Annotated in this window: 25 protein-coding genes; 11 read left to right on the top strand and 14 right to left on the bottom strand. The window is 47.4% G+C overall.

Going from position 1 to position 22556, the window contains the following annotated elements; translation table 11 throughout:
- Positions 1 to 28: 28 nt before the first annotated feature.
- Positions 29 to 1945: an endonuclease MutS2 gene (locus GVY42_RS11530; protein WP_159563276.1), complete on the bottom strand. Its 1917-nt coding sequence runs from the start codon at positions 1943 to 1945 to the stop codon at positions 29 to 31.
- Positions 1946 to 2403: 458 nt separating this feature from the next.
- On the opposite strand from GVY42_RS11530, the gene GVY42_RS11525 reads away from it, so the two are divergent.
- Genes GVY42_RS11525 through nagE form a run of 3 tightly spaced genes read left to right on the top strand, consistent with a single transcriptional unit; the run spans position 2404 to position 5248 of the window.
- On the top strand, positions 2404 to 2892 hold the full coding sequence (locus tag GVY42_RS11525; RefSeq protein ID WP_015880356.1) for a PTS glucose transporter subunit IIA: 489 nt from the start codon (positions 2404 to 2406) through the stop codon (positions 2890 to 2892).
- Between the two features lie 20 nt (positions 2893 to 2912).
- Positions 2913 to 3761, top strand: coding sequence for a PRD domain-containing protein (locus GVY42_RS11520; RefSeq protein WP_015880355.1), 849 nt, complete (start codon positions 2913 to 2915; stop codon positions 3759 to 3761).
- Positions 3758 to 5248 (top strand): N-acetylglucosamine-specific PTS transporter subunit IIBC, encoded by a 1491-nt coding sequence (gene nagE, locus GVY42_RS11515; protein ID WP_159563275.1) that lies wholly within the window; start codon positions 3758 to 3760, stop codon positions 5246 to 5248. Before GVY42_RS11520 ends, nagE begins: the two co-directional genes overlap by 4 nt.
- Positions 5249 to 5263: 15 nt before the next feature.
- Here nagE and GVY42_RS11510 read toward each other — a convergent pair whose 3' ends face one another.
- From GVY42_RS11510 to GVY42_RS11500, 3 genes are all read right to left on the bottom strand, one after another.
- Positions 5264 to 5467, bottom strand: a complete 204-nt coding sequence (locus tag GVY42_RS11510) for a hypothetical protein (RefSeq protein WP_236548960.1) — start codon at positions 5465 to 5467, stop codon at positions 5264 to 5266.
- A gap of 69 nt (positions 5468 to 5536) precedes the next feature.
- Positions 5537 to 6421 carry a zinc metalloprotease HtpX gene (gene htpX / locus GVY42_RS11505; protein ID WP_159563273.1) on the bottom strand — a complete coding sequence of 295 codons (885 nt, stop codon included), beginning with the start codon at positions 6419 to 6421 and terminating at the stop codon, positions 5537 to 5539.
- 18 nt (positions 6422 to 6439) lie between these two features.
- Positions 6440 to 6988, bottom strand: a complete 549-nt coding sequence (locus GVY42_RS11500) for a LemA family protein (RefSeq protein WP_074035096.1) — start codon at positions 6986 to 6988, stop codon at positions 6440 to 6442.
- Positions 6989 to 7116: 128 nt separating this feature from the next.
- Here GVY42_RS11500 and GVY42_RS11495 point away from each other — a divergent pair, with 128 nt between their 5' ends.
- Positions 7117 to 8301, top strand: a complete 1185-nt coding sequence (locus GVY42_RS11495) for an amidohydrolase (RefSeq protein WP_159563272.1) — start codon at positions 7117 to 7119, stop codon at positions 8299 to 8301.
- 9 nt (positions 8302 to 8310) lie between these two features.
- On the opposite strand, the gene GVY42_RS11490 is transcribed toward GVY42_RS11495, so the two are convergent.
- The 5 genes from GVY42_RS11490 to GVY42_RS11470 form a co-directional block, all read right to left on the bottom strand.
- The gene (locus GVY42_RS11490; RefSeq protein ID WP_159563271.1) at positions 8311 to 9639 is read right to left on the bottom strand and encodes a hemolysin family protein; all 1329 of its coding nucleotides are present in this window, start codon (positions 9637 to 9639) and stop codon (positions 8311 to 8313) included.
- 91 nt (positions 9640 to 9730) lie between these two features.
- The gene (locus GVY42_RS11485) at positions 9731 to 10204 is read right to left on the bottom strand and encodes a DMT family transporter (protein WP_031424261.1); all 474 of its coding nucleotides are present in this window, start codon (positions 10202 to 10204) and stop codon (positions 9731 to 9733) included.
- Between the two features lie 11 nt (positions 10205 to 10215).
- Positions 10216 to 10890 carry a Crp/Fnr family transcriptional regulator gene (locus GVY42_RS11480; RefSeq protein ID WP_159563270.1) on the bottom strand — a complete coding sequence of 225 codons (675 nt, stop codon included), beginning with the start codon at positions 10888 to 10890 and terminating at the stop codon, positions 10216 to 10218.
- A 14-nt stretch (positions 10891 to 10904) separates the two neighbouring features.
- Entirely contained in the window at positions 10905 to 11330 is a 426-nt protein-coding gene (locus GVY42_RS11475) for a DMT family transporter (RefSeq protein WP_015880345.1), read from the bottom strand.
- Positions 11331 to 11439: 109 nt separating this feature from the next.
- A complete protein-coding gene (locus GVY42_RS11470) occupies positions 11440 to 12099 on the bottom strand; it encodes a type 1 glutamine amidotransferase domain-containing protein (protein WP_031424259.1) in 660 nt (219 codons plus the stop codon).
- Positions 12100 to 12473: 374 nt separating this feature from the next.
- Here GVY42_RS11470 and GVY42_RS11465 point away from each other — a divergent pair, with 374 nt between their 5' ends.
- Entirely contained in the window at positions 12474 to 13577 is a 1104-nt protein-coding gene (locus GVY42_RS11465) for a glycerol dehydrogenase (protein WP_159563269.1), read from the top strand.
- A 17-nt stretch (positions 13578 to 13594) separates the two neighbouring features.
- Here the strand turns inward: GVY42_RS11465 and GVY42_RS11460 are convergent, their stop codons facing one another.
- Both GVY42_RS11460 and GVY42_RS11455 read right to left on the bottom strand, forming a co-directional pair.
- The gene (locus tag GVY42_RS11460; protein WP_159563268.1) at positions 13595 to 14062 is read right to left on the bottom strand and encodes a hypothetical protein; all 468 of its coding nucleotides are present in this window, start codon (positions 14060 to 14062) and stop codon (positions 13595 to 13597) included.
- Positions 14063 to 14117: 55 nt separating this feature from the next.
- Positions 14118 to 14336: a hypothetical protein gene (locus tag GVY42_RS11455; protein WP_074035105.1), complete on the bottom strand. Its 219-nt coding sequence runs from the start codon at positions 14334 to 14336 to the stop codon at positions 14118 to 14120.
- Positions 14337 to 14510: 174 nt separating this feature from the next.
- Here GVY42_RS11455 and GVY42_RS11450 point away from each other — a divergent pair, with 174 nt between their 5' ends.
- Both GVY42_RS11450 and GVY42_RS11445 read left to right on the top strand, forming a co-directional pair.
- Complete coding sequence (locus GVY42_RS11450; protein WP_159563267.1) at positions 14511 to 15350, top strand: M15 family metallopeptidase; 840 nt, start codon at positions 14511 to 14513, stop codon at positions 15348 to 15350.
- A 76-nt stretch (positions 15351 to 15426) separates the two neighbouring features.
- Positions 15427 to 15765, top strand: coding sequence for an antibiotic biosynthesis monooxygenase (locus GVY42_RS11445; protein ID WP_074035108.1), 339 nt, complete (start codon positions 15427 to 15429; stop codon positions 15763 to 15765).
- Here GVY42_RS11445 and GVY42_RS11440 read toward each other — a convergent pair.
- Positions 15745 to 16446, bottom strand: coding sequence for a CBS domain-containing protein (locus GVY42_RS11440; protein WP_074035110.1), 702 nt, complete (start codon positions 16444 to 16446; stop codon positions 15745 to 15747). The two genes, GVY42_RS11445 and GVY42_RS11440, sit on opposite strands and share 21 nt — an antisense overlap.
- Before the next feature lie 114 nt (positions 16447 to 16560).
- Here GVY42_RS11440 and GVY42_RS11435 point away from each other — a divergent pair, with 114 nt between their 5' ends.
- Complete coding sequence (locus GVY42_RS11435) at positions 16561 to 17292, top strand: AzlC family ABC transporter permease (RefSeq protein ID WP_159563266.1); 732 nt, start codon at positions 16561 to 16563, stop codon at positions 17290 to 17292.
- A complete protein-coding gene (locus GVY42_RS11430; RefSeq protein WP_074035113.1) occupies positions 17289 to 17588 on the top strand; it encodes an AzlD domain-containing protein in 300 nt (99 codons plus the stop codon). The genes GVY42_RS11435 and GVY42_RS11430 overlap by 4 nt, the downstream gene beginning before the upstream one ends.
- A 34-nt stretch (positions 17589 to 17622) precedes the next feature.
- Here the strand turns inward: GVY42_RS11430 and GVY42_RS11425 are convergent, their stop codons facing one another.
- On the bottom strand, positions 17623 to 19101 hold the full coding sequence (locus tag GVY42_RS11425) for an HD-GYP domain-containing protein (RefSeq protein ID WP_159563265.1): 1479 nt from the start codon (positions 19099 to 19101) through the stop codon (positions 17623 to 17625).
- A 103-nt stretch (positions 19102 to 19204) separates the two neighbouring features.
- Entirely contained in the window at positions 19205 to 20956 is a 1752-nt protein-coding gene (locus tag GVY42_RS11420; RefSeq protein WP_159563264.1) for a mechanosensitive ion channel, read from the bottom strand.
- A gap of 220 nt (positions 20957 to 21176) precedes the next feature.
- On the opposite strand from GVY42_RS11420, the gene mgsA reads away from it, so the two are divergent.
- Together mgsA and GVY42_RS11410 are read left to right on the top strand one after the other, a co-directional pair.
- The gene (gene mgsA / locus GVY42_RS11415; protein ID WP_078146039.1) at positions 21177 to 21590 is read left to right on the top strand and encodes a methylglyoxal synthase; all 414 of its coding nucleotides are present in this window, start codon (positions 21177 to 21179) and stop codon (positions 21588 to 21590) included.
- A 2-nt stretch (positions 21591 to 21592) separates the two neighbouring features.
- Positions 21593 to 22495 carry a hypothetical protein gene (locus GVY42_RS11410; RefSeq protein WP_236548991.1) on the top strand — a complete coding sequence of 301 codons (903 nt, stop codon included), beginning with the start codon at positions 21593 to 21595 and terminating at the stop codon, positions 22493 to 22495.
- Positions 22496 to 22556: the final 61 nt, after the last annotated feature.

The following is a 22556-nucleotide window of genomic DNA, read 5'->3' as shown; positions in this document are numbered from 1 at the left end:
CCGCCCTTTCTAAATGAATCTAGACATTTTATTTCCGGTTAGATTGCTCTTGTTTCTTCCTTTCTCGGATCTCTTTCTCTACTCGTCGTAACGCTTTCTTTGATCCTCGAGCAAAGTCGTGGGCTTCCTTACGTTCCTGATACGTCGTGAATAACGTATCTAAATCATAGTCAGCCGGATAGAGTTCTGTTGCACGTGCCTCAAGACGAACGCGGCGGCTCGGCAACTCTACATATTCCACATCTACGAACACTCGGACATGTCGACGCGATGCATCAAACGAATAGACAAGACCGCCTTGATTCGTCTCTAACAAGCGGACACGGTCACCTTTTTCAAAATGCTCTGTTTCTTCAAGCGGGGCCATCTCCACTTCTCGCGTAATTTTAGAATCATCGACTTTCGTAATATCATACGTTTTCTCGTTCATATAACGGGATGCCTGTTTCAGAATCGATTCCGGTAACTTCATCTTACGGGCGATAAAGAGGGCGTTGCTGTCGCCAGACTGTCCCATGAGCAGTCTGTATTTTGGTTCAAGCGTTTCCGGGTCAAACTGCATCGCAGCGTTCATGAAATCCGGGTGCGCTTCAGAATACGATTTGATTTCTCCGTAATGCGTCGACGCCACAACAATCGCGCCCCGTTTATATGCCGCTTCTAAGATGGCAATCGCAAGAGCGGCCCCTTCGTTCGGTTCCGTCCCGCTTCCGATTTCATCGAATAACAAGAGCGACCGTTTTCCAGCGGTCTGCATGATATTCGCCACATTGTACATGTGTGCAGAGAACGTACTGAGTGCCGACTCTAAATCCTGATTATCTCCGATATCGACGAACACCTCATCAAATGTCGAAATGACTGTATCGGTGTGAGCCGGGATATGCAGTCCCGTCATCGTCATGAGACTAAGGAGTCCAATCGTTTTCAAGACGACCGTCTTCCCTCCGGCGTTCGGTCCGGTGATGATCAAGCCGCGATAGTCTGTACCGATGGCAAAGTCGAGTGGAATGGCGCTTTCTAAAAGTGGATGACGTACTTGCTTCAATCGGATGCGACCGCTCGCATTGACGTGTGGTGTCACCCCATCAATCGACTGACTGTACTTCCCTTTGGCGAAGACCATATCGTACTGGGCGATGACATCGAGCGTCGATTCGATGTCAGGGAGGACTTCTGTCACCGCTCCCGTCAACGTCGCTAGCACTTGATACACCTCTACCGCTTCTTCTGTACGCTTGACGACAAGTTCAGCGTTTAACTTCGCGATCGCTTCCGGTTCGATAAAGACCGTCGTCCCACGATTCGATGTATCCACAATCGTCCCTGCCACTTTATGCTTATAGGAAGCTTTGATTGGGATGGTGAAGCGATCCTGTTTTTTCGTGACGAATCCGTCTTGGATCATCTCGCGATTGGCGGTGCTCTTTAAGAACTTGTTCAATCGTTCCTCGATTCGTCCTTCTAAAATGTCGACTTGCTTCCGAATCCGCTTCAACTCTTTTGATGCTTCATCGACGACCTGTCCGGCTCGAATCGATTGTGTGATGTCTTCTTCTAACGTCCGCCATTCGCCCATTCCTGCAGCATAAGCCGAAAGAAGCGGTGCAAAGAATTCATGCTCGAGCATGAATCGCTTGAGTTTGCGTGCCCCTCGTAAAAACTCGGCGACCGCTTCAAGCTCTGTTGCCTCGAGTTGGATGCCTCGTTGCAGTTTTCCGATAATGGTCTCCATGTCAGATACACCGATGAACGGGACGTGTGACGTCGCATCTAAAATCGCTCGGGCTTCGGATGTTTCTTGCAGGCGCTTCTTCACCGTCGTAATGTGGCTCGTTGGGCGTTGCTGTCTGAGTAATCGTCTCCCGAATCCGCTGATGCAGAAGCGTTCTACTTTCATCATCAATTCGTTGTATTGTAATTTTTCAAATGTTTGTTCGTTCATGTTTCTCTCTCCTCAAATGATAGAATCGAGATACCGCGCAAACAAAAAAGCGTCGGTCGATGACGACCAACGCAAAAAGACAGACGGGTGTCTGGCAGTTTTTGATGGGCGGTATCTGTAACGGAACATGACGGCATGACAAAAAGACGTGTCATCCGACATTTTTCAGTTCGTTAGGCAGATACAACCTCACTCATCAACATGCAACACCTTTCTTACTTAGATTCGCCCTTACTATACAATAGATTCATTCCCTTGTAAAATTTTAGAGAACGCTTTCAAAAAAAGACTTGTGTCTCAAACCAACACATGTTATGTTGAACGTGAAGAAACGAATAGCGATCACATGTGACTGATTCGATCAGGCATGGGGTAAGACGTACGGTGCATGCCACCCGTCTATACTCCATGCCTGTTTTGTTTTTCGGTGTTTTGTTTCAAGAAAGGATGTAGTAGACATGCTATGGAATAAGTTAATGAATCGACACAAACCGACACTGCACTCACCAATGGAAGGAGACGTCATTCCACTCGAACAAGTTGCGGACCCGGTCTTTAGTGAAAAAATGATGGGCGATGGCATTGCCATCACACCAACAGACGGTGCCGTCGTCTCACCGGCTGATGGAGAGATTGTACAAATCGCTCCAACAAAGCACGCCATCGGCATTCGGACCGAGGATGGGGCTGAGATTTTGATACACGTCGGACTCGATACCGTTGAACTCGAAGGTCGACCGTTTGATCTTCAAGTAGATGTGGGCGACCACGTCAAGACGGGACAGCTGTTACTCACAGCAGACTTGGCGCAAATTCATCAAGCTGGTAAGGACACGGTCACGCCAATGGTCGTGACGAATGGTGGCGCACTTGCCCATCATTACGCCTTCACGTTCACGAAGGAAGCTGTTCCGGGCAAAACGATTGTCGCCCGAGTGGAAGCGTGACTCCGGAATAAGGAGGACACATGATTAAAATCAAAAAGATTCTAAACAACAATGCGGTCATCGTCTCAGACGAGGGTGAAGAAAAGATTGCGATTGGCCCTGGCGTCGCGTTTAAAAAAGCGAAGAACGACATCGTCAATCCCCATAAAATCGAAAAGTTGTTCATCATGCCAGAGAATGACAAGTTCCAACAGTTATTGAGCCGGATTCCCGTTGAACACTTCACCGTTTCCGAGGACATTATCTCTTATGCGGAAAAACGTCTCGAGACATCGTTCAACGAACATATCCACATTGTCTTGACCGACCACATCTCGTTCGCCATCGAGCGGGAAATGGATGGCATCTCATTACGCAACAAACTGTTGAACGAGATTAAAATCCTCTATCGGAATGAATATGAGATTGGACTATGGGCGATTGAGCATATCGCTGAAAAGCTCAACGTCCAAATGCCGAAAGACGAAGCTGCGTTCATCGCGCTTCATATTCATACGATGAAAGTGAAAGGAGGTGATTTACGCAAGACGGTCAAACAGACAACAATTGTCCGCGACATGATTCAATCGATTTCACGACGACTCGATGTATCCATTGAAGAAGATGACTTATCCTACCAACGATTATTAACTCATTTACGGTTCGTCATGGATCGGGTCAACCATTACGATCATCATACGATTGATGAAGACATGCTCCGCATGATTCAGACGAAGTTCACGTCTGCCTATGCGTGTGCATCAGATGTCGCAAAAGAAATGGAAGAGACCTATGGCATCGTCTTGCCCGAGTCAGAACTTGGTTATATTACGCTTCACATCCAACGTCTACAAGATCAACACCATCAAAAAGGAGGAAATCAACAATGATGAACTTTTTCCAACGTCTCGGACGTTCCCTCATGTTACCGGTCGCCGTACTACCGGCTGCTGCCATTCTCATGGGGATTGGTTATTGGATTGACCCAGTCGGCTGGGGATCTGAAAACATTGCCGCTGCATTCTTAATTAAGGCAGGGGCCGCTATTATTGATAACATCCCAATTCTGTTCGCAGTCGGGGTCGCGCTCGGAATGGCTAAGAACCGTGACGGTTCAGCAGCACTAAGTGGACTCGTTGCCTTCTTGACGGTCACAACGCTTCTCTCCGCAGGAACGGTAGCATTGTTCCAAGGAATCGACGTAGAAGCCGTCAACCCGGCATTCGGTAAGATTGGGAATGCTTTTGTCGGGATTCTATCCGGTCTCGTCGCCGCTTCCATGTATAACCGCTTCAGTCAAGTCAAATTGCCAGATGCTCTCGCCTTCTTTAGTGGGAAGCGTCTCGTACCAATCATGACAGCCTTCTCGATGATTCTTGTATCGGTCGCTCTTTACTTCATCTGGCCGGTCGTCTATACAGGTCTCGTCGGTTTCGGTGAATCGATTTCAAAACTTGGCGCATTCGGTGCCGGACTTTACGGATTCTTTAACCGCCTCTTGATTCCAACCGGCCTTCACCACGCTCTCAACTCTGTATTCTGGTTCGACGTCGCAGGAATCAACGACATCGGAAACTTCTGGTCAGGTCAAGGTGAAAAAGGTGTAACGGGGATGTACCAAGCAGGTTACTTCCCAATCATGATGTTCGGTCTTCCGGCCGCAGCACTCGCGATGTACCACACAGCGAAAACGAAACGGAAAAAACAAGCCGCTTCACTTCTTCTCGCAGCGGCATTCGCTTCATTCTTCACAGGTGTAACAGAACCGCTCGAGTTCTCATTCATGTTCCTCGCTCCTGTTCTTTACCTTGTACACGCAGTCCTTACAGGAATTTCGCTCTTCGTTGCGGCAACGTTCCAATGGACAGCCGGCTTTGGATTCAGCGCAGGCTTGGTCGACTTTATCTTGAGCTCACGCTTGCCGCTTGCGAACCAACCGTATATGCTCATCGTTCAAGGTCTCGTGTTCGCAGTCATTTACTACGTCATCTTCCGCTTCATGATTGTGAAGCTCAACTTGGCGACGCCAGGCCGTGAACCAGATGAAGTCGTTGATGCGGTTGCAAGTGAGACAGCAGACGGTGAAACGAAAGTGGCTCCGGTCGCATCAGCTTCAGGTAGCGAATACTCAGCAATGGCACATATGATTTATGACGGTCTTGGCGGTGACAGCAACGTCACAGGCATCGAGTCGTGCATCACACGCCTACGCGTCGATGTCAAAGACATGGATACGGTCAACCAAGATCAAATCAAAAAAGCCGGTATTCCGGGAATCAAAGTCGTCAGTCCAAACCATATTCAAGTCATTGTCGGCACAAACGTTCAGTTCGTCCTCGATGAGATTGAAAAAATCCGTAGCCACCGCGCCGGATAAACGTCGAAAGCCACCTCATTCAGGTGGCTTTTCTTGTTTGGCTGCATATTGTTTATAAAATTGAATGAAATAGTAGAGGAAGATCCACGGTAAGATGTACTGTGTGAGCCACATGATGACACGCATCAACTGCCAAATTGGATTATTTAATATCAATCCCGATAAGAAAATGACGATACAAAAAATTATACTGAACCCTATGTATTTCTTTTTACTCAACTCATCCACCCCCTTATTTTCCCAGTTCAGTGTAACATAAAGAGCCTGCCGCAACCGGACAGGCTCTGACTACATTTGACGAAGTCGGGAAATGCGTTCGACTGGATCGGGATGTGTTGAGAATAGACCACTCACTTTTTTCTTGAGTGGATCGGAGAAGTAAAGTGGTGCCGAGGCACTCGACGCTTGCTCGACCGGTGTCTCGACGTTCGCAATCTTCTCAAGCGCTGAGGCGAGGGCATCCGGGTTTCGGGTCAGTTCCGCCCCACTCGCATCTGCCAAAAACTCACGATTCCGTGAAATCGCCATATTGATGAGCATCGCGATGAGCGGTGCCAACACCAGCAAGACGAGTCCGATGATCAAAAAGATGGGATTCTGGTTTTGATCGCGTCTTCCACCGATACTTCTGAAGAACAGCATGCGCGACCCGATATCGCTCATGATAGCGATGACTGAAACGAGTGCGAGCGTGACCGTCGAGAGTCGGACATCATAATTTTTAATATGCGCGACCTCGTGCGCAATCACCCCTTCTATTTCTTCTCGCGATAATCGATCCAACAGTCCCGTCGTGACGGCGACAGCCGCCTTTTCTGGCTTCAACCCCGTCGCAAATGCGTTTGGCGATGGGTCGTTGATGATAAAGATGCGCGGCATCGGCACTCGCGCGACCATCGCCATGTTTTCGACCGTATGCCATAAAAAGCGGTGTTCTTCCACCGATGTCACTTCTTGCGCCCGATTCATCTTCATGACGATGTTCGTGCTCGACATGATGACGATGCCGACATAAAACAACGAGAAAATAGGTGTGAAAATTAACCCTGGAACTGCGTCCCCGTAGTTGACGTAGGAAATCGCCGCCCCAACGAGAAGGACGAATAGGACAAACCCTGTGACGATGAAGACCGTCTTCACTTTATTCTTTCGAATCTGTTCATAGAGGAGCATACGCGCCACCTCGATTCATCAAAACGAAACGCGAACGTTCTCGCGCTCTTCGGCACGTGCCTCGAGCATATCGCGCTTTTCGAAATGATGGACGGAAGCGATGATGTTCGTCGGGACCGATTCGATTTTCGTGTTATATTTCATGACCGTATTATTATAGAGCTGGCGCGAATACGCCACTTTGTTTTCTGTCTGCGTCAATTCTTCCTGCAACATCTTGAAGTTCTCATTCGCCTTCAAATCTGGGTACGCCTCACGAAGCGCGAAGAGATTTTTCAGTGCTCCACTCAATTGATCGTTCACTGCCATCTGGTCTTGACGATTCGACTTTTCTCCGAGCTGGTTTCTCAGTTCGACGACCTTTGTAAGCGTTTCTTGTTCGTGTTTCGCATAGCCTTTCACCGTCTCGACCAAGTTCGGAATCAGATCATACCGCCGCTTCAACTGTACATCGATTTGAGCCCATGCCTCATCGACCCAATTTCGATATTTGACGAGCCCGTTGTACATCGAAAAATAGATGAGTACAAGCACGACAACCGCTACAATCGCAATAATCCACCCCATGTTGGCACCTCATTTCTTCATTTTCTCCTGTATTAATTCCCTTTACTCGTATAAGATAAGCTTAACTTTCATAACAATTTGTAAATGAATTCATTTCTTGACATGGTAACCACAAAGGAGTGTTCGCAATGATCGTCACGCATGCCGAAGTACGTTTGACCGAGTTGTTCGAAGAAATGGTGTCCCTAAGACGCCATTTTCACCAATATCCTGAACTGTCTTTTCAAGAAGTCGAAACACCAAAGATGATTGCCTCGTATCTCCGTGAACTTGGGATTGAAGTACGTGAGCACGTTGGCGGCAATGGGGTCGTCGGTCGAATCAAAGGCGGTGACGGTCCGACCATCGCATTACGTGCCGATTTTGACGCCCTTCCCATCCAAGATGTGAAAGATGTCCCGTATCGTTCAAAAGTGAACGGGGTCATGCATGCGTGTGGTCACGATGCCCACACGGCTACACTTCTCGTTTTAGCGAAAGTATTGACTGAGATGAGCCTTCCAGGAGACGTCGTGTTGATTCACCAGTTCGCAGAAGAATTGGCTCCAGGTGGTGCCAAACCGATGATTGAAGACGGCTGTCTCGACAACGTGGATTATATATACGGTGCGCACATTTGGACACCACTTCCGTTCGGAACGATTGGCGTGAAAACAGGTCCTGTCATGGCTGCGGCAGATCGCTTTGAATTGACCATTACAGGAAAAGGTGGACATGGCGCGATTCCGCAACATACAGTTGATGCCCTCATGGTTGCCGTGAACGTGGCAAATCATCTCCAACAGGTCGTCAGTCGGCGCATCGATCCGCTCGAACCTGCCGTGCTGACCATCGGTACGCTCCACTCCGGGCAAGCGTTCAACGTCATTGCCGAAGAAGCCAAATTATCTGGCACCGTGCGTACATTCACTCGGGAGACACAAGAAAAAATCATCTCCGATATGGAACGGATCATCCGTTCCGTCTGTGAGGCGAGTGATGCTGATTATGAATTGGAGTATATAAAAGGATATCCTGCTGTCGTGAATCATGTGACCGAAACGGAACTCGTCCGTGAGAGTGCGGTGGAGGTCGTTGGTGCAGACGGTGTCATTGAGATGGCACCGCTCATGGTCGGAGAAGATTTCGCTTATTATGTCGAGCGCGTTCCTGGTAGTTTTTTCTTCACAGGGGCAGGAAATCCCGAGCTCTCTGCAATCTTCCCGCACCATCATCCTCGCTTCGATGTGGATGAACGGGCGATGCTGCACACAGCTCAGGTCTTGTTAGGTGCTTTACAACGAACGTGGATGGTACACGAAAAAGAGGGCTGATGCATCGCATCAGTCCTCTTCTGTAATTGGTTCATGTAGTTCTGAGACAAGTACTTGGTCGACACGTTTTCCGTCCATATCCACGACTTCAAAGCGAAGACCGTACGCTTCGACCACATCCCCCCGTTTCGGAAAATCGCCGAGTGCGTAAATGACGAGTCCCGCGAGCGTATGATAGGAGTTGCGCCCTTCGTCGAATCGGTCATCCCGAATCTCGAACGTTCGCTTCAAATCCTCAATCCCGAGTAACCCATCCGCCAAATACGACCCATCTTCACGACGTACCACTTCTGGTGTATCCTCTTCAATCATCACCTCTCCGACGATTTCTTCTAAAATATCGAACAAGGTGACCATACCAAGGAATCCGCCGTATTCGTCTAAAACAAAGGCGATTTCCACACCATTTTTCTGCATCATTTGAAGCACCTGGCTCGCCTCTCGCTGTTTTGGAACGATGAGCGGCTGTTTGATGCGCTTCAAAATCTGTGACGGCTCACGCAGTGTCGGCAACGTCAAGATGTCACGTACGTCGATGTACCCGACAAAATCGTCAAGCGAGTCGCGTCCAACCGGTAACTTGTTATGTTTACTTTCATAGATCGATTTCTTCATATCGTCCATGTCATCTTCTAAGTCGACCCATTCGAGCGTCGTCCGTGGTTGCATGAGCTCATAAATCAATTGATCATGAAACGCAAAGACACGTTCGACTTGTCGAACTTCTTCATGAGCGAACTGCCCTTGCTGGGCGCCTTCAAACAAGAGTTGTTTGATCTCGAGCTCAGTCTCCCCACTCGTCTGTTCCGCCTTCAACCCTAACAATTTGAACAAAAAGAGTGTCGATTTCGATAAAATCCAAATGAACGGTTTCATCACTTTACTGAATAAATCGAGCGAAGGAATAATCGCCATCGTGACTTTCTCAGGCGAAACGAGCGCAATCCGTTTCGGGACCAATTCACCAATAATCAGGGATAGATACGTGATGATTGTAACGACGGCCACATAAGCAACGGTTCCGGCATACTGCGTACTCATCCCAGCTTGTTCAAACGCCGATGCGAGCGGTGCCGAGAAGCGCGCGCCCCCGTAGGCCCCGTTAATAATCCCAATCAATGTGATTCCGACTTGAACGGTCGACAACAAATCTGTCGGGTCTTTCGAATAATGAAGCGCAATCTTTGCACTTCGTTTCCCTCGATTTGCTTCAACCTCAAGTTTTGCAGGTTTCGATGAGATGAGCGCAATTTCTGTCATCGCAAAAATCCCGTTCAACACAATCAAAAACAAAACAATCAACAAATCAATCACTATGGAAGAATCCACTTTTTTCATCACCTCAGCTAATTTTTAAACCATACTGCTTCATTTTAACAAAAAATCGTTACCAACCTGTACCCGTTTTGCTCAGAAAAATAGCCACTCCTCAAGAAGTGGCTTCATTGACAGCTTGTTTGGCGATAGCCGCCGTCTGAGACTGTTTAAAGAGAATGACCCCGACAAGAAGGATGGTGAGCCCTACAATTTGTCCGGCCGATAACGTGATTTGAGGCATCCCGAAGGCGCCATATAAATCGACGACTAACGCCCAAATGAGTTGTGACACGAGAATGAGTGACACAGACAACGTGGGTCCGAGTAACTGGATGCTGCGCATGACACAGTACACGACCCCGACCCCAAGCAAACCACCAAGCCAATAGATTGGCGACAAGTCACGTAATCCAGCAAGGTTTCCTCCAAATAATAACAACGGGATGATGGATCCGACCAAACCAACGATAAAGACCAATACGGTGGTGGCCCAAGCCCCTAAATTTGTGTTCATTTTCGCGTTGACCGCCGCCTGTACGCTAATAAATGCCCCAGCCACAGCCGAACAGATGATACCAAAAATCATATAACCCCTCCTTACTCATAAAACATGCCGTTCGCACGTTCTTTCAATCGCTCACTATTTAAAATGATGACTTCTTTTCTCGTTCGTTTGACCAATCCTTCATCCACGAATGCCTGCAACGTTCGGTTCAAGTGACGATAACTCGTCCCTAGCCACTCTGCGACTTCTTTACGCTTCAGTTGACTCATCTCCGCTTGAAACAGTTCATTCCCTGATTCACTGAGTGAAATCAAGTAACCGGCCAAGCGCTCTTCTAGAGTCGACATGAGATGATTCGACGAGGCGTTCGCCTCAATGAATAATTTTTCGGACACGCCTCGTAACAGATGCTCCGTGAATTCGACCGTTCGATTATATCTTCGAAGCGCCTCGAAAGGGATGCGCAGACATGTTACGGGACCAACCGCTTCAACCGTATGCAATACATTGCGTCCGCTCGCATACTCGATATCTCCAATCAATGTTGGAGCAGCCTTCAGACGCAACAATCGCAATTTCCCTTCTTCACTGAGCGTATAAATTTTGACACGCCCTTCAAGGACGACGAATAAAGATTCGATGTGCTGATCGTTCGAACATAACATGGTCCCAGACGCATATGTCACTACGGACGAGGACTCAAGCGTTTCATTCGAAAACAGATGATTCCACTGCAATCGTGTCAGTGCATCCATAGTATTCATCATGTAAAGTGAACTCCTTAAGAAAATGTATAGATTCCGATTCCAACAACCATCAAGACGAGTCCCATGACCTGTCCCGTGTTCATCGGTTTCCGTTTGACACCAAACCAACCATTCAAATCGATGATGAAGGCTCCTACTAATTGTGCCACAAGCAATACACAGATTGCCCATGTGACCCCTAGTTGTTGAATCGCCGTCAATTCGCCGAAGACAACGAATACACCGAACAATCCTCCTAAACTATAATACCAAGGTACGCGCTTAAAGGCTGTCATGTCCGCATCTCGCTTGAAGAAGTAAATCGCAAGTGCCAACAGAAGTCCGACAAAATGAACGATGGTGACGGACATCCATGCGCCTACTGCATCTCCTAGTTTTGCATTAAAGATTCCTTGAAGGGCGATGAACGTCCCTGATAAGATGGCAAATAAAATTCCCATGTCATTCCCCTTTCTCTCCGTCTGACTTTACGAAAAGAAAGAAGACTTGAAAAGGACATATGTCCAAACACTAAAAAGCAACTTCGACATTCGAAGTTGCTTCACACGATTATCCGAGTAGCTTAACAAGTTCTTTCCCGACCGCTTCAGAAGACTGAGGGTTCTGACCAGTGACGAGACGTTCGTCAACTGCCACGTTCACCGCCCAGTTGTCAGCTCCTTTGAACTGCCCGCCTTGATTGCGTAGTCCCGTTTCAAGTAAGAACGGTACGGCAGAATCGAGTTGCATCTCTTTTTCTTCCGCATCGGTGAACCCTGTCACCTGTTTATCTTTAACGAGTGGCTCGTCGTTGCTGAGTTTCACATTGACCAATCCAATTGGTCCGTGACAAACTGCCCCGACAATATTTCCACTTTCGTATACGTTACGAATGACACGTTGTAATGTTTCATTCCCTGGGAAATCGACAACTGTCCCGTGACCTCCCGGTAAGAAGATTGCATCGTACGACTCGTCTGCGACTTGATCGAGACGGGCTGTGTCTTTAAGCAATTCCCGTGTGTTGAGAATGTCTTCTGACAAACCATCTTCTAAACTATTCGCATCGATTGGCACGTCTCCACCTTCGATACTCGCGACCGTCACTTTATACCCTTCTTTTTCGAACAATAAATAAGGGACGGCAAACTCTTCAAGCCATAATCCCGTTGCATGACCATTTGATAATTGATTTGCTGACGTTGTGACAATCAGTACATGTTTCGACATACTCAATTCCTCCTTCAAGAAAATCAACATACGACTCTAGTGTTCCCGATTCATCATCTGTTAAACCCGATGACCTGTCCGCTCACGACAAGGCGAAACTTTTTTTAACCTGGTTATTTATTCATCCTCCCTTTTTCTTACCACCTTCTATACTGAGGAAGAATTGCAATTCCAACCCATGAAGGAGACGTGTGCTATGACGAAACGAATGAACGACTGGGGATTTCTCATTGTCGTCGCCATCATCATCCTATTGCTTGTGCTTGGTCAGCTGCCGTTCTTCATGTAATCTTCACGTATATTCTTTACCAGTTGTAGTATGATTGCCTTGTAAGCACTTACACCAAACCTGATATGAAAGGATGGAGTTCACTATGTCAGAACGCATTTTCATCAGTCCGGCCAAGTATGTGCAAGGGAAACAAACGATTGATCGCATCGGAGAGTTTGTCGCTCACTTCGGTTCCAACGCTTTACTCATCGCGGATGACGTCGTATGGGAGTTGATCGGCGAACGGGTGACCCAGTCTCTGCAAGCGAGCCAGCTCAAGGCGACGAAAGCTGATTTCATCGGAGAAGCGTCGAAGCACGAAATCACTCGAATCGCTACAGACGCTAAGAAGCATGAAACAGCGTTTGTTATCGGTCTCGGCGGTGGGAAAACGCTCGATACAGCAAAAGCGGTCGCAGATGAATTGGATGCGCGTATCGTCATTGTACCGACCATCGCCTCTACGGATGCACCGACGAGCGCATTGTCGGTCATATATACAGAGGAAGGCAATTTCGAAAGCTACCGTTTCTATAAAAAGAATCCGGATCTCGTCCTTGTGGATACGGAATTGATTGCACAAGCACCGCCACGCTTCTTAGCGTCAGGTATTGCCGATGCATTGGCCACATGGGTGGAAGTGCGAAGTGTCCTGGCATTCGGAGGCAAGACGATGGCTGGCGGTGTCCCGACACTTGCAGCGGAGGCGATTGCCGAACGGTGTGAAGAGGTTCTGTTCACATACGGTATTCAAGCGTATGAAGCTGTCAAAGCAAAAGTCGTCACACCTGCGCTTGAAGCTGTTGTGGAAGCCAACACCTTATTGAGCGGGCTCGGCTTTGAAAGTGGTGGCTTGGCTGCAGCCCATGCCATTCACAATGGATTCACCGCACTTGAAGGAGACATCCACCATTTGACGCACGGTGAAAAAGTTGCATTTGGAACACTCGTGCAACTCGCACTCGAAGGACGCCCTCAAGAAGAGTTCGAGCAGTATGTTGCCTTTTATATGGCACTCGACTTACCGGTCACACTTGAAGATATCAAATTGAAAGATGCATCTCGAGACGATATCTTGAAGGTCGGGAAAGCGGCCACGGCAGATGGCGAAACGATTCATAGCGGTTTCGATGTTACACCTGAAGAAGTTGCTGACGCCATCATCGCTGCGGATCGCTATGCACGTCTTTATAAAGAACACCTATAAAAACAGCGAGACGAAGCTCACACGGCTTCGTCTCGCTGTTTTTTGTTCAGGAAGAATGATGAGAGAATTCCTACTCCCATACAACTGACCGTCAAAAGGAAGAACGTCAGCTGGTTCATATAGATGATATTCGTGAACTGGTTCCATCCTTCTGCGTACGACTCATTGGCTGATAAACGAATTCCTTCTCGAAGAGACGTCGCCTGTGATTGGTTGGTCATCCAAGCTATACCGGCCATGACGAAACTTCCTATCGCTAAACTGACCTTTCCAAACGGTCGCACAGAAGAGACGACTCGATGTGTCAAACGAATGGTGATCCAAATAAACAATAAAAGAAACGGCCATCCAATCAAGAGAACAATCCAGTATAGATTCCCTTCACCCGGTGTTTCCGAGTAAGGGGTCGTCAGCACTTCACCGAGCTTAAAGATTCCAAACGTGATCAACGTCACGATAAACCATGCTTTTATCAATTTCTCCATCTCAACACCTCGTCCTCAGTATAGCAAAAACACTGTATGCGTCTGCATACAGTGTTTATTCTTTCGGTCGGACGACGTAATAAATCAAAATGACGAGCCACGTCCACACCCCTGTGAAAATCCCGATAATCCCGACGATGAAAAAACCAAGCGGAATCATCGATTTCGTTCGATTATAGTCCTTCCACATATTCGATAGCCCTTTGATATTAAAATACAAAAAGGCAAAGAATAGGACGAGCAATAAAAGTGGTAAACCGACTAAAGCTTCCATTCGCTCACTCCTCTCTACGATCTCATTCGTTATTTTAATTGTAATGGATTTCTTGCTCACCTTCATCGGGCCCAAGCCGTATCCTCTTCCGACCTAAAGATGGATAAAAGATGCACAATCTATCAAGAAAACGGGAAAAGGAACATCATCTAACTCTCGAGGAGGCGTTTTGCCATGAAGTCCTTGCGTATCTTGATCATTTGTTTGCTGTTGTTTCAAGTGTCGCCGGTGACAGCGGCATCCTCGTCCCCACAACCAGGTTATACGATTAAAACGACGTATTTGTACGGTCGTGCCATGCAATCTTCTCCAATTCTTAAGACGCTACGAACGAACGTCCCGGTCCGCTACACGACCTATAACCGGAGCTGGTCGAACGTCTATATCGGAAATACGAAGTACTTCACTCCCTCTGCCAACTTGAAAGCCGGCATCCCTAAAATGCCTTCTGCAGACCGTTTACGACTAGTCAACAAGGCGAATGCACTCCCGTCCACTTACCGTTCCCCACAACTTGTCACATTAACCATTCCAACTGTTTATCAAAAAGGGAGTGAACGGACCTTGATGACAGCGGAAGCAGCTTACGCTCTGGCTAAACTATATTACGCCGGTCGGAAGCAAGGTCATACGTTATACGCCCTTAGCGCCTACCGATCTTACTCGACACAAAAGTCACTCTATGCCTATTACGTCAACACACGTGGGGTCGCATATGCTTCAAAATATGTGGCACGTCCCGGTCATAGTGAACATCAAACGGGTCTCGCCGTTGATATGACGAGTCAACGCATGCGTCTAGGGCTATATGAATCCTTCGACCGATCGCCTGAAGGGAAATGGATGCTTCAAAACGCCCATCTCTATGGATTTATCGTCCGCTATCCAAAAGGAAAAGAGAAAATCACGGGATACAATTACGAACCTTGGCATTTGCGTTATGTCGGTGTCACTGAAGCGACGATGATGAAGCAGAAGAACTGGGCGTTCGAAGAATGGTGGAGCAAACGTTGAGTGAGCATCCTTTTTCAGGCAATTCCCTGTTCACGTTATAATGGAGTCATCTTATTCGTATAGGGGGAAATGTGGGATGTGGATTGTGATGAACAAACTAGACGTTGAAAAAGGAAAGGCCGACGCGGTCAAAGCACGCTTCGAAACGACAAAAGGAATCGAAGCGATGGATGGCTTTGTCCGTATGCAAGTGTTGACGGATACGTCTGATGAGGCGATGGATCATGTCGTCATCATGACCACGTGGCGTGATGCAGACAGCTTTGAGAACTGGCGCGACAGCAATGCTTATAAGCACGCCCATAAGAAACGTGATGACGGGACTTCAGAAGTGAAACCAATCGTCCTCGGCAACACCGTTACCCAATATGAGGTCGCCATTGAACATCTCGCCTCAACGGAGCGCGTTCAATAAATCTTGAGGACGGATGATGCCGAGTAGCGGTTCATCCGGATTTCCGGTCTCTGTAATCAGAAGTGCGTCATATCGTGCGCCCTCTTTCATTTGCGTAAAGCAGTGCTGTGCCTCGATTACGGTCGCATCCTTTCGAATGAATCGATACCGGTGCATATGCGGATCGTGGTGGAGCACGTGCTTCACCCGAACTCCTTTGAGTGACAAGTTGGGCCCGTCGATTGTTTCGGCTAGCCAACTGGTCACTCCTTTTTTCGTCAACAGTCCGCGCCAAGACCCATTGTCATGATATACAGGGAATTGCGAATAATTTTTATCTCGAATCTCCCGGAGTACTTCCGTCAAAAAATCTTCCGACTGAAACGTCACCACCGATTTCGCAAACAATGGAATGACGAGACGTGGATGAAGGAGCTCTCGCTCTACTTCTAAAATCAATGCAACAAGCGACTCGTGTGGCTCCGCGATAATAAAATCAGGTTCACGCCGCTCATGGACGATGGCATTTCGTAGTTGACTCATCTGATGTAAATCTTCTTTATACCGGTCGATGATTGGATTTTGTTTCGCTAACCGATTCACCATGTTACTAAAACTGAAATGTTGCCCATCTCCCATCTCTCGACTCAAGTAGTCCTCGATTCGATGATAGGATGCCAAAAATTCTTCAGCACGACTCATGTGACCACCCTCCTTAACGATACATGTATACCCTCTTTTTTATCATTTGAGCAGGAAACCGTTTATTCATCCCGAATGACATAGAAATCATCTTAATTATGGAGGAGGGCTATCATGGCGACTTCGATTCATCCCACATCACCAACTTCACCGCAACCCACGTTTCGCGCAGGACTACGCGCCGGCATTCCCGTCGCCATCGGATATATCCCGATTGCGATTGCCTTCGGTCTTTTGGCACAATCTTTCAACTTGCCGAATGCTATCACATTATCGATGTCCTTTTTGATCTTTGCCGGGGCAAGTCAGTTCATTACGGTACAACTTCTGATGGCCGGTTCGATGTATTGGGAAATCATTTTGACGACGTTCATTCTAAACTCTCGCCATTTTTTAATGTCCGCCTCACTATCCCAACGGATTGAGAGTACATCTCGAAGACTATTGGCTACCATCGCGTTTGGTGTGACCGACGAAACGTTCAGCATCGCCTCTACTCGTCAAGAGGCCCGTTCCGGTATGTTCGTGCTCGGGTTGAATACAATCGCATTTCTTGCTTGGAATGTCGGGACGTGGATGGGGGTCTTCCTCGCCTTCGGTCTTCCAAGCACATTACAGGCGAGTATGGGGATTGCGCTATATGCGATGTTCATCGGGTTACTCGTTCCATCATTAACGACTCGTCCCGTCTTCGTCGTAGCAAGCTTAGCTATCATTATTCAAGCCATACTCCATTGGGTCATCACCCCGTTCTTCTCAATCTCAGATGGGATTCGAATCATCGTCGCGACCGTTGTCGCAGCCGGAATCGGTGCTTTCGTATTTAAGGAGGAAGAGGTCACATGATATCGTTGTTTCTACTCGTTCTAGGATTGGCACTTGTCACGTATCTCCCTCGCCTCGTCCCGCTACTCTGGCTAAAGGAATTGGCGTTACCGGCATATATGAAACGATTTCTTTCCTTCATCCCGTATGCGGTACTGGCTAGTTTGATTTTTCCGGGCGTCCTATCCTCCACGACCACCACCTCGTCTGCCTTATTCGGAGGAGTGGTTGCCACTTTCCTGGCGCTACTACGGGTCAACCTCGTCGTTGTCGTCATTGGAGCTGTATTCGGGGTATATGCCTTTCAAACTATATGACAAAGGAGCGGCACACGAGGTGCTGCTCCTTTTCTTATGCTGATATGGCCTGACGACGAAGCTGGACGAATACGTCCACAAATTCCGCGTCCCATTGTGTTCCCCGCCCGCTCTCCAATATGGAAAGCGCCTTTTCCACTGGCATCCCTGACCGATAGGGTCGATCTGATGTCATGGCATCATAAGCATCGGCAATCGCCATGATTCTTCCGAATAACGGAATGTCGACCGCATGTAAGCGGTCCGGGTATCCTTTCCCATCGATTCGTTCGTGGTGCGATCGAACTCCGGCTAAAATCGGTTGAAGCGATGCAGGTAAATGAATTTGACTCAAAATATGGATGCCAATGGTCGGATGTTCTTGAATTTTTGAAAACTCTTCGTCTGTCAGCTTCCCTTCTTTTAGTAGGACGTCATCTCGAATTCCAATTTTCCCGATGTCATGTAGAAGTGCCGACTTGTTGAGTAAATCGACTTGTGCATGCGGTAAGCCAATGGCGCGAGCAAGCTCAACGGAATACATCGCGACACGCTCCGAATGACCTGCTGTGTAGGGATCACGTGCATCGAGCGTTGCTGCGAATAAAATGAAGAGGCTGTCTAACAGCTGTGCGTTTTCTTGTTCACGAGCAGTTACCGTCTCAACCATTTGATTGAATCCCCCAATCAGTTGGGCGAACTCATCTAAGTACGGATTCTCGATTTTCTGAAGTTGTCCCGACTCCATCTGTTCGATGCCGGACGTCAAAAATCCAATCGGACGTTTGATGTTGTCATAGAGTAAGAAACTGCATAACACCGCAATTCCGACGATGATGACAAGAATCACGAGCGCCCAATTCCAATACGTATCCGTTCGAGTCGAAGTCGACAATTGGACACTCGACGCCAACATGAACAACATGATGGGAAAGATACCCGTAATGAGCATACTGATCAATAATTTAGTTCGGACACTAAATGATCGATACGTTGCATGAATAGGCAGATGATAAAGTTCGAGATGCCTTTCTTTCATGTATACAAGTAATGGTTCAACCGATCGAACCGTCAAAAAATATTCAATCAAGGCATGTAGTACCGCAATCATGACGGCCCCGATTGCAGCCAAGCCGATCAAACGATAAGGTAAGTCAATCCACCCCATCTGAATAAAAACGGAGGTTAAACCAATTGACGGGATGGATAATCCAAACAAATGAGGACCTAAAATCCGTTGTACCGTTAAAATCGGGAATCGACTTGCTTGTTCGAATGCCGACGTCAATTCGTCAATCGATGGGGATTCGGTCATAAAAAGCTGTCGGATCGGTCGAATGTGGCGACGGTATAAGAGTAGTTCTGAGAAAATCATAACTATCCCTGACCCCAACATGATGCCTAACAGTAGTAAAATCTCTCGAATGGACAGGTCAAGCGTTTGAAAAATAAAGACACCACCTACTCCAAAGACGGCCAAACCTGAGCCGATGATATAGTTCATCACGAGCGTCCGTTGAAAACGTTCAAACATTCCCCTCACCCCTACACTCTTTTCTTTTACTATCGACCAGATTTATGCTTGAGTTGAACACAAAAAAACGGATCTCCTTGTAGGAGACCCGTTCAAGCATCGATTATGGGCGTAACGGACCATCGTTATCATCAAGTGATCGATTGTCCTGATCCGGAGTGATGTTTTCATGGAACGGATTCGGTTCCGGTCCATCAACATGGTCAACTTTTGGATTTTGAACATCTCGCTTCAACTCGTGTTTCGATTGTTCCGCTTCATGTTTCGACTGCTCCACGCCTTGCTTCGCTTGTTGTTTTGCAACTTCCGCTTCGCGGCTCATCTGTTCTTTCTCCTGCTCGAGACCTTCTTTTGAAACTTCCGTTTCATCAATGCGTCGCTCTGCCTTTTTCAAATAACGTGCCGCCGTCTCGCGACCACCAAGACCGAAAGCAAGACCGAAGGCAAGGGCAACAGCTCCAAGAATAAGAAGGAATGCTGTATTGACAATCATCGGTGCGATGCCGAGCTGACTAATTGCCATGAAGAAGACGAGTCCGAGAATCGCATACTTCGCTACGTAGCGAAGCGCACTCGGTTGTCCAGCTCCATCAACAAGTACACTTCCAACTAAGCGCTCTGCCATGTTCGCCAACCAAAATCCGACTGCCAAGATAATGAGTGCTGCAATGACCATCGGCAAGTAAGCAAAGATGGCTGTTGCGAGGGATGCCATGAACTCAAGATTCGCGACTTGAAGCGCTTCGGATACGAAGAGCAAGATCACGATTACTTGGACAATGACACCGACCACTTGGGCAATTGACATCGAAGACGCACGTTCCCCGAAGCCCATTTTTTGAGCCAACGAGTTGACGCCAAGATTTTCAAGAAGTGATACAACGACCCCTTTCAACCATTTTGCAACGAACACCCCGACGAGGACGAGGACGACTGCAACGAGAATGTCTGGAATCATGACCAGTACATCATTGAGCATCGCAATCGCTGGTTCCGAGATCCCTCGAATATCGAGCGCCTCAAGTGCTGAAATGGTGACCGGAATCATGATGAAGATGAAGACGATTGTACCGATTGCTTTCGCAAGACTCGATCCCTTCACGTAATCAGATAGATGGAATCGCTCTGCCAAGCGATCTAGTCCTGCAGCTTCGAGGAATTTCGTCAAAATGTCGCGGACAATCTTCGCAACCACATACCCGATTGCAAAAATGAGCGCTGCTGCGACAAGTTTCGGAATGAATCCGAGGAAACTGTTCAATAAATCTTCGAATGGTCCGCTGACCCCACGAAGTCCAAGTGCATCAAGTACAGCAGGTAACGCCAATAAGAGCACGAGATAGAAGACGATGTTCGCGACCGTGTCGACCCACTTCGTTTGGTTGACACTTGTCGATTCTTGTCCCGTTTTTTCCATCAGCTTGCTCAAATTCAAACGATGTCCCGCCATCTGAATTCCCTTTTTCAATAAGGTGGCGATGACCCAAGCGACCAATAAAATCAAGCCGGCTTTGATGACACCGATAATCAATCCAGAGAACCCTTCATAAATCTGACTGAATGGCTGCGTAATGGCTGGAATGTTCATGAATTCAAAGATAATCAGGAATGCGAGGAGTAATACGCCAAAGAACACCACTTTTCCAATAATGCGTTCAGGCGTCCACTTTTCTCCTTTCTCCCCATCTTTTTTAATACCCGCCCGCTCATCCAATCGGGCTTTCTTCAATGCTTTACGTGTCACGTTTTCCAATACTTTCGCCAAGATATAACCGACTACGAGAATAACAATTGCCAGCAAAAGCTCTGGTAACCATGACATGAACGTATTGAAGTTATACGTTGTATTGTTCATCGAATCTTCCTCCTTTTCACATGAAATGATTGTTTTTATTTAACAGTGCTATTTCATACATACCTATATTTCAAAACCATCAAACCTGAACTGTAAGTCAATTCGTTTACAGACTATTACGATTCATTGGAAATGGGTACGTTATTAAGAGAGAAATCGTGTCAAATGATGCGAGATATGATACGAATAACAAGAGACGTCATGTTAGGAGGAATTTAGGATGAATATCGCTTTAGTGGCTCACGACAAGAAGAAAGATGATTTAATCGTCCTCATTAAAACTTACACCCATATACTAAAGAAACATCAGTTGTTTGCGACCGGTACAACGGGTAAGCGAATCGCTGAAGCGACCGGCTTGCCTGTCCATTGCTTCCGATCCGGACCGCTTGGAGGGGACCAAGAAATCGGTGCTGCCGTCGCACGCGGGGAGATGGATATGATCATCTTTTTCAGAGATCCATTAACTGCTCAACCTCATGAACCGGATGTGAGCGCATTGATGCGTCTTTGCGACGTCTACTCCATCCCGCTTTCGACAAATATGGGTGGAAGCGAAATTTTGATTCGAAGTATCGAGCAAGGTGATTTCGAGTCACTTAAACTTTCTCATAACGACGAACCTCCGGCTTGACCATGACAAACCAAGAAAGGAGAGGAATCTCCCTGGAACCGAATATGATTCACGACCCGAACGTCCAACAGTTCTTTAACGACGTGCGCCAGCGCCTCATCGAACTACTTGGAAATGAGGCAGAAGCGGATCGCCATCTACTCGCACTTGCTGGATATATCCGGCATGCAGAGAAAAGTGGTCAGTCGCTCGAAAGTCTTTTAAACCAAGATCCTCAGGAATACGCTCGTTTCCTCATTGAACAACCCGAAACAAATGAAGAATATCGTCGACGCTATCACGTGTTGATTGATGCCTCGGATGAATTAAAACCTCATGAAAAAGCGCAAGCAAACCGTGAATTCGATTGGGCCGTCAATCAATTGGACGAAGCCAAGCTTTCGTTAAAAGAAATCGAAGTGCGCGACCTTGCCTTCCTCGCCTACACAAAGATTGAAGCACTCAAATCGTCTCGTACGATTTGGAACCGCTTCGGCTGGCTACTAGGTATGATTTTGGCATTTGCCTACGCCAACTTACTGCTCGTGATTGACGATGTCTTTAGCGGTCGACTATTCACCGCCCCCATGTCGACGTATCCAATTGATTATCTGGCCTTCCTGTTACCCGTCCTCGTGACCGGTGCCATCTTCGGCATATTGACCCGTTTTCGACATTACATCCAGACGCTCGGTCGGCGTATTGCGTTCGCCTTGCTCATCGTTATCGTCTACATCATGTCTATTTTTCTGATTCAACCGCTCTTAATGACAATTGGTTGGTCATTCATCATTCAGTTGACCCCACTCTATGCGCTCATTTTAATGGCGATCAGTGGCTTTATGGCCATCTGGACATTAATCGAGTTCGTCTGGAAGAGTACACGTTGTTCTCTCGGAGACGATACGCTCATGCTTTATTACTAACCACGCCACTCCTCTTAGGAGATGGCGTTTTTTGTTTCGATTATGGCGAGAACGGAAATTA

The organism is Exiguobacterium sp. 8A (assembly GCF_902506275.1).
Lineage (GTDB): Bacteria > Bacillota > Bacilli > Exiguobacteriales > Exiguobacteriaceae > Exiguobacterium > Exiguobacterium profundum.
This window is presented reverse-complemented; position numbering and strand designations above follow the sequence as displayed.